The sequence below is a fragment of the Thiobacter subterraneus genome, assembly GCF_055379455.1.
On record NZ_AP042402.1, the window covers coordinates 2,000,831 to 2,012,389 of the forward strand.

General features: G+C 62.2%; 11 protein-coding genes and 1 pseudogene. All 12 read left to right on the plus strand.

The features are described from left to right. Nucleotides 1-89: 89 nt before the first annotated feature. The 12 genes and pseudogenes from rfbB to ACZ42P_RS09945 all read left to right on the plus strand — a co-directional run bounded on the left by rfbB (nt 90) and on the right by ACZ42P_RS09945 (nt 11,557). Nucleotides 90-1,160, plus strand: coding sequence for a dTDP-glucose 4,6-dehydratase (rfbB, locus tag ACZ42P_RS09890; RefSeq protein WP_464897389.1), 1,071 nt, complete (start codon nt 90-92; stop codon nt 1,158-1,160). Beyond that, nucleotides 1,157-2,032, plus strand: a complete 876-nt coding sequence (gene rfbA / locus ACZ42P_RS09895; protein WP_464897390.1) for a glucose-1-phosphate thymidylyltransferase RfbA — start codon at nt 1,157-1,159, stop codon at nt 2,030-2,032. Before rfbB ends, rfbA begins: the two co-directional genes overlap by 4 nt. 751 nt (nt 2,033-2,783) lie before the next feature. Then, nucleotides 2,784-3,200 (plus strand): annotated as a pseudogene (locus tag ACZ42P_RS09900) (REP-associated tyrosine transposase); the annotation flags it as partial. Nucleotides 3,201-3,926: 726 nt separating this feature from the next. After that, nucleotides 3,927-4,292 carry a MarR family EPS-associated transcriptional regulator gene (locus tag ACZ42P_RS09905; protein WP_464897391.1) on the plus strand — a complete coding sequence of 122 codons (366 nt, stop codon included), beginning with the start codon at nt 3,927-3,929 and terminating at the stop codon, nt 4,290-4,292. A 250-nt stretch (nt 4,293-4,542) separates the two neighbouring features. Then, nucleotides 4,543-5,655 (plus strand): GDP-mannose 4,6-dehydratase, encoded by a 1,113-nt coding sequence (gene gmd / locus ACZ42P_RS09910; protein WP_464897392.1) that lies wholly within the window; start codon nt 4,543-4,545, stop codon nt 5,653-5,655. 53 nt (nt 5,656-5,708) lie between these two features. After that, nucleotides 5,709-6,062 carry a four helix bundle protein gene (locus ACZ42P_RS09915; protein WP_464897393.1) on the plus strand — a complete coding sequence of 118 codons (354 nt, stop codon included), beginning with the start codon at nt 5,709-5,711 and terminating at the stop codon, nt 6,060-6,062. Nucleotides 6,063-6,216: 154 nt separating this feature from the next. Next, complete coding sequence (locus tag ACZ42P_RS09920; protein ID WP_464897394.1) at nt 6,217-7,251, plus strand: GDP-L-fucose synthase family protein; 1,035 nt, start codon at nt 6,217-6,219, stop codon at nt 7,249-7,251. Nucleotides 7,252-7,372: 121 nt separating this feature from the next. Further along, nucleotides 7,373-7,792: a DapH/DapD/GlmU-related protein gene (locus tag ACZ42P_RS09925; RefSeq protein ID WP_464897395.1), complete on the plus strand. Its 420-nt coding sequence runs from the start codon at nt 7,373-7,375 to the stop codon at nt 7,790-7,792. Continuing rightward, complete coding sequence (locus ACZ42P_RS09930; protein ID WP_464897396.1) at nt 7,789-8,328, plus strand: class I SAM-dependent methyltransferase; 540 nt, start codon at nt 7,789-7,791, stop codon at nt 8,326-8,328. The genes ACZ42P_RS09925 and ACZ42P_RS09930 overlap by 4 nt, the downstream gene beginning before the upstream one ends. Next, entirely contained in the window at nt 8,325-9,020 is a 696-nt protein-coding gene (locus ACZ42P_RS09935; protein ID WP_464897397.1) for an FkbM family methyltransferase, read from the plus strand. The genes ACZ42P_RS09930 and ACZ42P_RS09935 overlap by 4 nt, the downstream gene beginning before the upstream one ends. A 55-nt stretch (nt 9,021-9,075) precedes the next feature. Beyond that, nucleotides 9,076-10,113 (plus strand): glycosyltransferase family 10 domain-containing protein, encoded by a 1,038-nt coding sequence (locus tag ACZ42P_RS09940; RefSeq protein ID WP_464897398.1) that lies wholly within the window; start codon nt 9,076-9,078, stop codon nt 10,111-10,113. Then, nucleotides 10,106-11,557: a polysaccharide biosynthesis protein gene (locus tag ACZ42P_RS09945; RefSeq protein WP_464897399.1), complete on the plus strand. Its 1,452-nt coding sequence runs from the start codon at nt 10,106-10,108 to the stop codon at nt 11,555-11,557. Before ACZ42P_RS09940 ends, ACZ42P_RS09945 begins: the two co-directional genes overlap by 8 nt. Nucleotides 11,558-11,559 lie beyond the last annotated feature (2 nt).

Here is an 11,559-nt window from a genome sequence, read left to right on the forward strand (position 1 = left end):
CTACAATAGCCCTCTGGCAGCCGGGCCGGCGCAGCGCCTCCTTCCTGCGCCCGACGCAGCATTCCCAGGAATCCAACGCAGGCAGTCTCATGTCCACTTCGATTCTCGTCACCGGCGGCGCCGGCTTCATCGGATCCAACTTTGTGCTCCAGTGGCTGGCGCGCCACGACGAGCCGGTGGTGAATCTCGACCGGCTCACCTACGCAGGCAATCTGGACAATCTCGCGGCGGTGGCGAACGACCCGCGCCACATCTTCGTGCGCGGCGACATCAACGACCGCGCCCTGGTGGAGCGCCTGCTGGCCGAACACCGGGTGCGTGCCATCATCCACTTCGCCGCGGAATCCCACGTGGACCGTTCCATCCACGGGCCGGAGGACTTCATCACCACCAACGTCAACGGCACCTTCCATCTGCTGGAGGCGGCGCGGGCCCACTGGTCGGGGCTCGACGCGGGGAAGCGGGAGGCGTTCCGCTTCCTGCACGTTTCCACGGACGAGGTCTACGGGTCGCTGGGGCCCCACGATCCGCCCTTTTCCGAGACCACCTGTTTCGCCCCCAACAGCCCCTATTCCGCGTCCAAGGCGGCTTCCGACCACCTCGCGCGGGCCTGGCATCACACCTACGGGCTGCCGGTGCTCATCACCCACTGTTCCAACAACTACGGGCCCTATCAATTTCCGGAAAAGCTCATCCCCCTCATGATCCTCAATGCCGTGGCGGGCAAGCCGCTGCCCATCTACGGCGACGGGCTGAACGTCCGCGACTGGCTCTACGTCATCGACCACTGCCAGGCCCTCCTGCGTGTGCTGGAGGCGGGCCGTCCCGGCGAGACCTACAACATCGGGGGCTCAAACGAAAAGACCAATCTGGAAGTGGTCCAGGCCCTGTGCGCGATTCTCGACGAGCTGCGCCCCGAGGGTGCGCCCCATGCGAGGCTCATCACCTTCGTCAAGGACCGGCCTGGCCACGACCGCCGCTACGCCATCGACGCCGGCCGCATGGAACGGGAACTTTGCTGGAAGCCGAAGGAGAGCTTCGAGAGCGGGCTTAGGAAAACGGTGGAATGGTATCTCGCCCACCCGGACTGGGTGGCGCGGGTCACGAGCGGCGATTACCGGGAATGGCTGCAAAAGCAGTACGGCACGGGGGGGGCATGAAGGGCATCATCCTTGCGGGCGGTGCGGGCACGCGGCTGCATCCGGTGACCCTGGCGGTGTCCAAGCAGCTGCTGCCGGTGTACGACAAACCCATGATCTACTATCCCCTCAGCACCCTCATGCTGGCGGGCATCCGGGACATCCTGGTCATTTCCACCCCCCAGGACACGCCGCGCTTTCGGCAGCTTCTGGGCGACGGCAGCCAGTGGGGGCTCAACTTTTCCTACGCCGTGCAGCCCAAACCCGAGGGCATCGCCCAGGCTTTCCTCATCGGTGCCACCTTTATCGGCTGCGGGGGCTGTGCCCTGATCCTGGGCGACAACATCTTCTACGGCCATGAGCTCGCCCAGGACCTGCAGCGGGCGGCGGCGCGGCAGCAGGGCGCCACCGTGTTCGCCTACCCGGTGCAGGATCCCGAGCGTTACGGCGTGGTGGAATTCGGTCCCGACCGCCGGGTGCTCTCCATCGAGGAAAAACCTGCAAAGCCCCGTTCCCGCTATGCGGTGACCGGGCTTTATTTCTACGACAACCAGGTGATCGACATCGCCCGAAACCTGCGGCCCTCGCCCCGGGGCGAACTGGAAATCACCGACGTCAACCGCGAATACCTCGCCCGGGGCGAGCTGGAAGTTTCCATCATGGGGCGCGGCATGGCCTGGCTCGACACCGGCACCCACGAAACCCTGCTGGAAGCCTCCCACTTCATCGAAACCATCGAACGCCGGCAGGGCCTCAAAATCGCCTGCCCGGAAGAAATCGCCTGGCGCATGGGCTACATCGACAGCGAACAGCTCCTGCGCCTCGCCGCCGATCTGGGCAAAAGCCGCTATGGGCAATACCTGCGCGGCCTGATCGACGAGCGGGTGTTCTGACCGGCCTGCAGAGGGTCGCGCCTCGTGGGAGCGGCTTCAGCCGCGATGCAGGGGCTTTCCACTCTGCAAAGTCGGCGCTGAAGCGCCTCCCACAGCCCGGGCGGGCGCCATGCCTTGTGGGAGCGGCTTCAGCCGCGACAAAGCAGCTCACTGCACCAAGCTCGCCGCTGAAGCGCCTCCCACAGCTTGGGCGGGCGCCATGCCCTGTGGGAGCGGCTTCAGCCGCGACAAAGCAGCCCACTGCACCAAGGTCGCCGCTAAAGCGCCTCCCACAGCCTGGGCGGGCGCCATGCCTTGTGGGAGCGGCTTTAGCCGCGATGCGGAGGCTTTCCACTCTGCAAAGTCGCCGCTGAAGCGCCTCCCACAGCCTGGGCGGGCGCCACGCCCTGTGGGAGCGGCTTCAGCCGCGATGCGGAGGCTTTCCACTCTGCAAAGTCGGCGCTGAAGCGCCTCCGACAGCCCGAACTGGCGCCATGCCTTGTGGGAGCGGCTTCAGCCGCGACAAAGCAGCTCACTGCACCAAGGTCGCCACTGAAGCGCCTCCCACAGCCCGGCCGGGTCCCATGCCCTGTGGGAGCGGCTTCAGCCGCGACAAAGCAGCCCACTGCACCAAGGTCGCCGCTGAAGCGCCTCCCACAGCCCGGCCGGGTCCCATGCCCTGTGGGAGCGGCTTCAGCCGCGACAAAGCAGCTCACTGCACCAAGGTCGCCACTGAAGCGCCTCCCACAGCCATTCCCTCAGACGCGGTCGCGTCTCCATAATCGGCCAGGTGTATTTGGTCACGGCAGCAACCAGGCATCGCCAACCCGTGTTCAGCGACTGGCGCCTGGGGCGGCTGGTGGTGGCCGAATTCCGCAATAGCGATGCAGCGGGGCAGACCGAGACGCTGGCCTATGTCGTGATGCCGGACCATTTCCACTGGCTCATGCGCCTGCGTTCGGCGACCCTCGCCCAGGTGGTGCGCCGGGTCAAAGGCCGGTCCGCCGCGGCAGTCAACCGGCTGCGCGGGGCAGGCGGCGCGGTCTGGCAGGATGGCTATCACGACCACGCCATCCGGCGGGAGGAGGATTTGCGCGCGGTGGCGCGCTACGTCGTGGCCAACCCCCTGCGGGCCCGCCTGGCGCCCAGCCTGGCCGTATATCCCCTATGGGACGCGGTATGGCTTTGAGCGCCCGCGGTCGCCGCTGAAGCGCCTCCCACAGCCTGGGCGGGCGCCATGCCTTGTGGGAGCGGCTTCAGCCGCGACAAAGCAGTCCACTGCACCAAGGTCGCCGCTGAAGCGCCTCCCACAGCACGAAGGGGCGCCATGCCTTGTGGGAGCGGCTTCAGCCGCGATGCAGGGGCTTGCCACTCTGCAAAGTCGCCGCTGAAGCGCCTCCCGCAGCCCGGCCGGGCGCCATGCCTTGTGGGAGCGGCTTCAGCCGCTACAAAGCAGTCCACTGCACCAAGCTCGCCGCTAAAGCGCCTCCCACAGCCCGAACTGGCGCCATGCCTTGTGGGAGCGGCTTCAGCCGCGACAAAGCAGCCCACTGCACCAAGGTCGCCGCTAAAGCGCCTCCCACAGGCCGGGCGGGCGCCATGCCTTGTGGGAGCGGCTTCAGCCGCGACAAAGCAGTCCACTGCACCAAGGTCGCCGCTGAAGCGCCTCCCACAGCCCGGGCGGGCGCCATGCCTTGTGGGAGCGGCTTCAGCCGCGATGCGGAGGCTTTCCACTCTGCAAAGTCGGCGCTGAAGCGCCTCCCACAGCTTGGGCGGGCGCCATGCCCTGTGGGAGCGGCTTCAGCCGCGATTCAGCTGGTCTCGCCGCCGAAACCCTTCCAACCCCGGTTTCCTTCGGCCCGACCGGCCGGCCGCGTTGACACCCCTGGGCCAACATGGTCAAATCATGTGTTCAATGAATGAACGAACCATGCTGGACACCGCCACCCGCTACCGGCTGCTGAAGCTTCTCGAAGCAAGGCCCGACGCATCGCAGCGGGAGCTTGCCCGGGAGCTGGGGGTAAGCCTCGGCAAGGTGAACTACTGCCTCCGGGCCCTGGTGGACAAGGGCTGGGTCAAGGCGCGCAATTTCCGCAACAGCCGGAACAAGCTCGCTTATCTCTACGTCCTCACGCCCCGCGGTGTGGCGGAAAAGGCGCGGCTCACCGTGGAATATCTCAAGATCAAGCTGGCCGAGGCCGAGGCCCTGGAACAGGAAATCGCCGCCCTGCGGGCGGAGGCGGCGCGGGTGCAGCAAAGCGGGGAGAATTCATGCGTGTGACACCGAACCGGCTGGCCGCGCATCGCGGGCGTTTGGGTGGCTTTACCCAAAATCCGGAGCCGACCGGACCGTGCGGGCTCACCGCCGATGCCCGGGTGTGCCTGAACAGGCGCCACCCGCGTGACACGATGGTTGGTGGATGCATGGACGGCCCCCCTGCCCGGCGCTCGACGCGGGCCCAGTCTTCGTGCAAACCCTGGGGCGCCGCACCGGGCGCTCCGGCACCCACTTCTGACCAGGTAGCTCTCCCATGACAAAAAAAGCCCTCATCACCGGCATCACCGGCCAGGACGGCGCCTACCTCGCCGAATTCCTGCTCGCCAAAGGCTATGAAGTGCACGGCATCAAGCGCCGCACCAGCCTCTTCAACACCCAGCGCATCGATCACCTCTACCGCGACCCCCACGAGCCCGGTGTGCGCTTCTTCCTGCACCACGGCGACATGACGGACTCCTCCAGCCTCATGCACATCATCCAGAAGGTGCAGCCGGACGAAATCTACAACCTTGCCGCGCAAAGCCATGTGGCCGTCTCCTTCGAGGAGCCGGAATACACCGCCAATGCCGACGCCCTGGGCACGCTGCGCATCCTGGAAGCCATCCGCACCCTGGGGCTGACAAACAAGACACGCTTCTACCAGGCCTCCACCTCGGAGCTCTTCGGCAAGGTGCAGGAAATCCCGCAGCGCGAGACCACGCCGTTCTATCCGCGCAGCCCCTATGCCGCCGCCAAGCTCTACGCCTACTGGATCACGGTCAATTACCGCGAGGCCTACGGGATTTACGCCTGCAACGGCATCCTTTTCAACCACGAGTCCCCCATCCGGGGAGAAACCTTCGTCACGCGCAAAATCACCCGGGCGCTGGCACGCATCAAACTCGGGCTGCAGGACTGCCTCTATCTCGGCAACCTGGACGCCAAGCGGGACTGGGGCCATGCGCGGGATTACGTCGAAGCCATGTGGCTGATGTTGCAGCAGCCCGAGCCCGAAGACTTCGTCATCGCCACCGGCGAGCAATACAGCGTGCGGGACTTCGTCAACGCCGCCGCCCAGGAGCTGGGCATGAAGATCCACTGGGAAGGCAAAGGCATTGAAGAAAAAGGCTACCTTGTCCCTTGTCCCTTGTCCCTTGAACCTTGTAACCAGCCCCTCGAACCTCGACGCCCCATCGTCGCCGTCGATCCACGCTACTTCCGCCCCACCGAGGTCGAAACCCTGCTGGGCGATGCCGCCAAGGCGCGGCAAAAACTCGGCTGGCGCCCGCGCGTGGGCTTCGCCGAGCTTGTGCGCCAAATGGTCGCGGCCGACCTCAGGGAAGCCGAGCGCGAACAGCTGCTTAGGCATCACGGTCACTCTTTGTGAGAGCCAAGTTTCAAGGTGCAAAAAAGAAAGTACAAGGAGCAAGATGAACGGGGATGGCAAGGTTTGAAGAGTTGGAGGTGTGGAAGCGATCGGCGCGGTTGAGTGCCGACCTTTACAAAGCGCTGTGCGATCTCAAGGATTTTGGGTTTCGGGATCAGATCACCCGCGCGGGCTTATCCATTCCCTCCAACATCGCCGAGGGCTATGAACGGGGATCGGACAAGGAAATGGCCAACTTTCTGAATTACGCCAAAGGCTCGGCCGGTGAGCTCAGAACGCAAATTTACATCGGCATGGACATCGGCTACATCGAACGGGAACAGGGACGGCGCTGGCTGGCTGAAGCAGAGGAAATCTCCAAAATGCTCCACGCCCTGATCAAAACCATCCGCTCCCGAAGCCCTTAAACCTTGCCCCTTGCAGCTTGAACCTTGCCCCTTGAACCTTGAACCTTGTACCTTGAACCTTTCACCTTGAACCTTTCACCTTGGACCTTGCCCCTTGAACCTTGAATCTAAAATTTACGTCGCCGGCCACCGCGGCCTTGTGGGTTCCGCACTCATGCGCCAGCTCACGGCGCGGGGCTATACGAACCTCCTCACCCGCACCCACGGGGAACTCGACCTCACCCGCCAGGCGGACGTGGAAGCCTTCTTCGCCGCCGAGCGGCCGGAATATGTCTTCCTTGCCGCGGCGAAAGTGGGGGGCATTTACGCCAACAACACTTATCCGGCGGAGTTCATCCACCAGAACCTCGCCATCCAGACCAACGTCATCCATGCTGCCTGGAAACATGGCGTCAGGCGCCTGCTGTTTCTCGGCTCCTCCTGCATCTACCCGCGGGACTGCCCGCAACCCATCAAGGAGGAATATCTGCTGACCGGGCCGCTGGAACCCACCAACCGGCCCTACGCCGTGGCCAAGATCGCCGGCATCGAAATGTGCTGGGCCTACAACCGGCAGTACGGCACGCGCTTCCTGGCCGTCATGCCAACCAACCTCTACGGCCCGGGTGACAACTACGACCTCATGAACAGCCACGTCATCCCGGCCATGCTGCGCAAGTTCCACTTGGCCAAACTCGCCATGGAAAAAAACTGGCCCGCCATCGAAGCCGACGAGCGCCGCCACGGCCCCATCCCCGAACCCCTTCGCACCGAACTCCTTGAATCTTGCACCTCCCCCCTTGCACCTTGTGCCTTGTCCCTTGCCCCTAAACTATGGGGCACCGGCACCCCCCGGCGCGAATTCCTCTACAGCGACGACATGGCCGACGCGTGCATTTACCTCATGAACCTGCCGGACGACCAATTCGACCAACTCCTCCGTCCCTCCGCCACCCCCCTTGAACCTTGCTCCTTGAACCTTGCTCCTGTTGTGAACATCGGCACCGGCACGGACATCACCATCCGCGAGCTTGCCGAACTCGTGCGCCAGGTGGTGGGGTATGAGGGGGAAATCGTGTTCGATGCCAGCAAGCCCGATGGCACGCCGAGGAAGGTGCTGGATGTTTCGCGCCTCACCGCCATGGGCTGGCAGGCCCCGACACCTTTTCGCCTTGGTTTGCAATTGGCCTACAGCGCTTTCGCAAAATGACTCTCGCAAAACTCTTTGCGTATGTGCCTGCCTTGCTCGCGGAAGCGCTGACGCGTGCGCGCGTGGCCTATCTACGTCTTCGCCTAGGCTATCTTGGCCCCGGTGCGCGGATTTATGGTCGATGCAGGATCACCTGTCCCTCCCACATCAGGATCGGTGCCGATACTTCGATTGGCGGGCAAGTTTCACTGCAAGCCTCATCCCAAGGCTTCATTGTCATTGGCGCGCGTTGCGCCATTGCCGCCTACACCCGGATCATCACGCCGACCCACGATCCGTCCTGCCCATCGTCGCCGTGGGCATCAACAAATCGGTGCATATCGGTGACGATGTCTGGATCGGCACCGGCGCGATCATTCTTCCCGGTGTCAAAATCGGTAGTCGCAGCATTGTCGCTGCAGGGGCCGTGGTGAACAGGGATGTTCCGGAAGATGTTTTGGTGGCCGGTGTCCCGGCACGCATCGTCAAACGCCTGCCGCCCGCAGAAGTGCGTTTTGCGAATGGTATGCGGGCAAAGCAAAGAAAAGGGGCAGTTTCATGAAACTCCATCTCGGGTGCGGCAAACGCTTCATCCCCGGATTCGTCCATATTGATGCAATCGATTATCCTCACGTGGATCACGTGGCAACGATCGACAATCTTTCCTTCATTCCGGATGGGTCGGTCGATCTGATCTACAACTGCCATGTTCTCGAGCATTTCAAACGCCGGGACGTGCCCCGGGTGCTGAACGAATGGCATCGCGTGCTACGGCCAGGGGGCGTTCTCAGAATCTCTGTGCCGGATTTCGCCCAGATTTGCGAAGTCTACCGGCGCTTCGGCAAGCTCGACCTCGTGATCGGTCCGCTGTTCGGCCGGCAGGATTATCTTTACAACATTCATTACAACGTCTTCGACTTCGAGACGCTCTCGCGCAACCTGGTTGAGGCGGGCTTCGTCAACGTGCGGCGCTACGACTGGCGGCAGACGGAACATGCCGAGGTGGACGATTTTTCCCAGGCCTACATTCCACACATGGACAAGGAAAACGGGATTTTGATCAGCTTGAATGTCGAATGCGAGAAGCCTCTGCCATGAGTTTCTTCGCCAGCCTGTCTGCTCGGATTGGGTACCTTTACAGGCTCCATGTCCTCCGCGATCCCTTTCTTCGCGAAGTACGTCGATGGTTCAAGGACCGTGGAGATCAAACGCTGCGCCTCGACTATCCCTTGACCAGCGAAAGCCTGGTGATTGATGTGGGCGCGTATCGTGGTGACTTTGCAAACGCGATTTACCAACGATTTGGCTGCAGGGTTCTGCTGTTCGAGCCAGTGGTTGAGTTCTATGCGCATTGTGTCGAGAGGTTTAGGGCGATTCCGCGCATCGAGGTCTATGAATATGGTCTTGGCGCTAAAGATGCGTCGCTGCCGATCGAAGTGAAAGGGGATGGCTCCTCGTTCGTGCACCTTCACGCGCCGCAAAGATGGGCTTCAATTAGGTGTGCAGACCGAGTGTTTGGGGAACTGGCACTCGATCAAATCGACCTCATGAAAATAAACATCGAAGGCGGGGAATACGACCTATTAGAGTTGCTGATTTCTTCCGGCTGGATCAGGCGCATTCGTTTTCTGCAGATTCAGTTCCACGATTTTTTTCCCGAAGCAGCCATGCGCCGCGAGGCCATTCGCGAAAAACTCTCGGCGAGCCATAAAGAAATGTGGAATTACAAGTTCGTATGGGAGAGCTGGGCTGCGAAACAACCAGACCTGAGCCGCAGCGTTTTCCGTTAGGTTTGTCGGAGACGGTAAACCATCACGACCGCGCGTTACCCTTAATGTAGATCGCATGAAATCATCGCTTCCCAAAAGTGCTCGCAGAATGACTGGAGCCGTTGTTTACAGCGGGGGTTCCGCGCGGCCTTTTCTAGACGAGTCTACGCGCGATGGGCTTGCCTTGCCATGGTTGGCCTTGCGCGATGCTTTCCGATCTGCAGGAGGTGACCTTTTAGTCAGCGATGATGCTGAAGATGTGGAGCTGGATTTTGTCATCCACGTCAACGCCCAGCGGTGTCTACACGATGTCCCGGCGTTCGCGATTCTGACGGAATGCGGGCTGGTGCATCCGCCCAATGTCGATCCGCAGATGCTGCAACAGTACAGGGGAATTTTTACCTGGATGCCCGATCTCGTTAGCCGGGGACTCGCAACAGAGATTCGTTTGGCCCACCCACTGGGCGAGGGTGTAGTCGATGGTTATCAGCATCGACCCCAACTTCTGGTGTTGATTGCGTCCAACAAGGCACTGCCCGTGTGGCGGCCGGCGCAGGATCTCTATCGTGAACGTGTGCGGGCGATTCGTTGGTTCGAGAAGCATGCCCCCCAGGCTTTTGCGCTCTACGGATATGGCTGGGACAAATCCCCTCGTTTGCCGACGCGGCTGGGCGGCATGGTCCAGCGTGTCGAGTCTGTACTCCCCTGGCGACCCCAATGGTTTCCTTCGTGGAAAGGGGTGATCGCCAGCAAGCGGGAGGTTTTACGGCACGCGCGGTTTTCGCTGTGTTATGAGAACGTCCGCGGGCTGCGCGGCTACATCACCGAAAAAATCTTCGACGCCTTTTGTGCCGGCAACGTGCCGGTGTACTGGGGCGCGGAAGATATCACCGACCATATACCGGCGGACTGCTTCATCGACCGGAGAGCATTCGGCGATTACGCGGATCTCTACCATTATCTCACGAGTATGTCTGAGACGCGCTATATCCAGTACCAGCAGGCCATTTGCGATTTTCTGGCCTCCCCCGCAGCGAGACGTTTTTCCACCGAGACCTTCGCCACTACCATCGTTGAAAAAGTGCTCGATACTTTGCGGCGTGGCCATGGATAAGCGTGCCGAGTTGTTTGTCGTCACAGCCGGGCGCATTGCTTCTTCGGTGAGCGCGGTTGCCGCGCTGTATGCGATGACGCGGCTCCTGCCCGTCCGTGAATATACCCTGCTGGCGCTGTTCACGGCGTTTCAGTCGTTTGCCGGGTTTGTGCTCGTCAACCCGGCAGGTCAATGGCTCACACGGCACCTGCACGAGTGGCATGACGGCCGCGTGCTTCTCCATCACCACTCGGAACTGAACCGCTTCGTTGGGGTGGGGGCGTTGCTGACCGGATTGGCGTGCGGATTTTGGTTTGTGGGCGTGGGCCAAGGTTCTGTTGCCCAGGCAGTCGCGGCGGGGGTGGCCCTGCTCGGAACCGTATGGTTCTCAACCAACGCAATACACCTAACGATGACCCTGAATTCGCTCGGTCACAGGTGGGTTGCTGTTCTCTGTCAGATGGCAGTGGCATTGCTGCCCCTCGGCTGCTCCGTCGTCCTGGCTGCGTACCGACCGGAGGCCGTGGCCTGGCTCGCGGGTCAGGCCGTGGGGAGCGGTGTGGCCAGTCTCGTGGTGCGCCTGGTGTTGACCCGTTTGCTCAAGGCACAGACAGAGAAAACCCCAGGCCCGTTTTATCTGGATGCAGGCTACTGGCATTTTGCGCTGCCGCTTGCGGGCCTGACGAGCATGATGTGGCTGTACGGGAACGGCTATCGCTTCGTGCTCGAACGCGCGTGGGATGCCACGACCCTAGGTTTATTCCTGCTGGGGCTCAGCATTCCGGCGCAGATGACGGCCGTGCTCGAAAGTGTCGTCATGCAGTTCGCTTATCCCTATTATTTTCGCCGCATCGCGGGCGGCACAGACCTGGCTATACAGACCGAGGCGACATCGAGCATGACCAACGCCCTCTTGCCGCTCTATTGGGTTTGGGGTGGGTTTCTGTGTCTGGCGGCGCCCCATGTGCTGTATCTCATTGCTACCCCCCAGTACCACGGCGCGGCCCAATGGCTGATCGCCGGTACGCTGCTGGAAGTGGCGCGCCTGTCCGCCAATGCATGGACGCTCACGGCACAGGCGAGAAAGGATTTCCGGCCCCTGGTCGTTCCTGCCGCGCTGGGTGCCCTCGGCAGCCTCGCCGCAGCCATCCTTACCTTTCGCCTGGGCGGTTCCCCCTGGTTTTTTGCGGGCGGATTGCTCCTCGCGGCATCCCTGCAAACCATTTTGACCATCCGGCGGGCGAAGGGCATGCTGCCCATTCGCTTTTCAACGAAGCGGGCTGTTTTTGCCGGGGCAGTCTTGCTTGGCGCCCTGTTCCTGTCATTCCCCCTCCAGGCAGACCGTGGTATCGGGGTTTCTCTGGCCATCATCCTCCTCGCCGCAGGGCTAACAGGATGGGTAGCCTTCCAGCATCTTCGCAGCGCGACGTTTTTCCATGCCCTGCTTCGTCAGAAATTGAGCTGAGC

Excerpts from the sequence above, each read along its gene's own strand:
- rfbB (WP_464897389.1), top strand. The coding sequence starts at position 90 with ATGTCCACTTCGATTCTCGTCACCGGCGGCGCCGGCTTCATCGGATCC.
- rfbA (WP_464897390.1), top strand. The coding sequence starts at position 1,157 with ATGAAGGGCATCATCCTTGCGGGCGGTGCGGGCACGCGGCTGCATCCG.
- ACZ42P_RS09905 (WP_464897391.1), top strand. The coding sequence starts at position 3,927 with ATGAATGAACGAACCATGCTGGACACCGCCACCCGCTACCGGCTGCTG.
- gmd (WP_464897392.1), top strand. The coding sequence starts at position 4,543 with ATGACAAAAAAAGCCCTCATCACCGGCATCACCGGCCAGGACGGCGCC.
- ACZ42P_RS09915 (WP_464897393.1), top strand. The coding sequence starts at position 5,709 with ATGGCAAGGTTTGAAGAGTTGGAGGTGTGGAAGCGATCGGCGCGGTTG.
- ACZ42P_RS09920 (WP_464897394.1), top strand. The coding sequence starts at position 6,217 with ATGCGCCAGCTCACGGCGCGGGGCTATACGAACCTCCTCACCCGCACC.
- ACZ42P_RS09925 (WP_464897395.1), top strand. The coding sequence starts at position 7,373 with ATGCAGGATCACCTGTCCCTCCCACATCAGGATCGGTGCCGATACTTC.
- ACZ42P_RS09930 (WP_464897396.1), top strand. The coding sequence starts at position 7,789 with ATGAAACTCCATCTCGGGTGCGGCAAACGCTTCATCCCCGGATTCGTC.
- ACZ42P_RS09935 (WP_464897397.1), top strand. The coding sequence starts at position 8,325 with ATGAGTTTCTTCGCCAGCCTGTCTGCTCGGATTGGGTACCTTTACAGG.
- ACZ42P_RS09940 (WP_464897398.1), top strand. The coding sequence starts at position 9,076 with ATGAAATCATCGCTTCCCAAAAGTGCTCGCAGAATGACTGGAGCCGTT.
- ACZ42P_RS09945 (WP_464897399.1), top strand. The coding sequence starts at position 10,106 with ATGGATAAGCGTGCCGAGTTGTTTGTCGTCACAGCCGGGCGCATTGCT.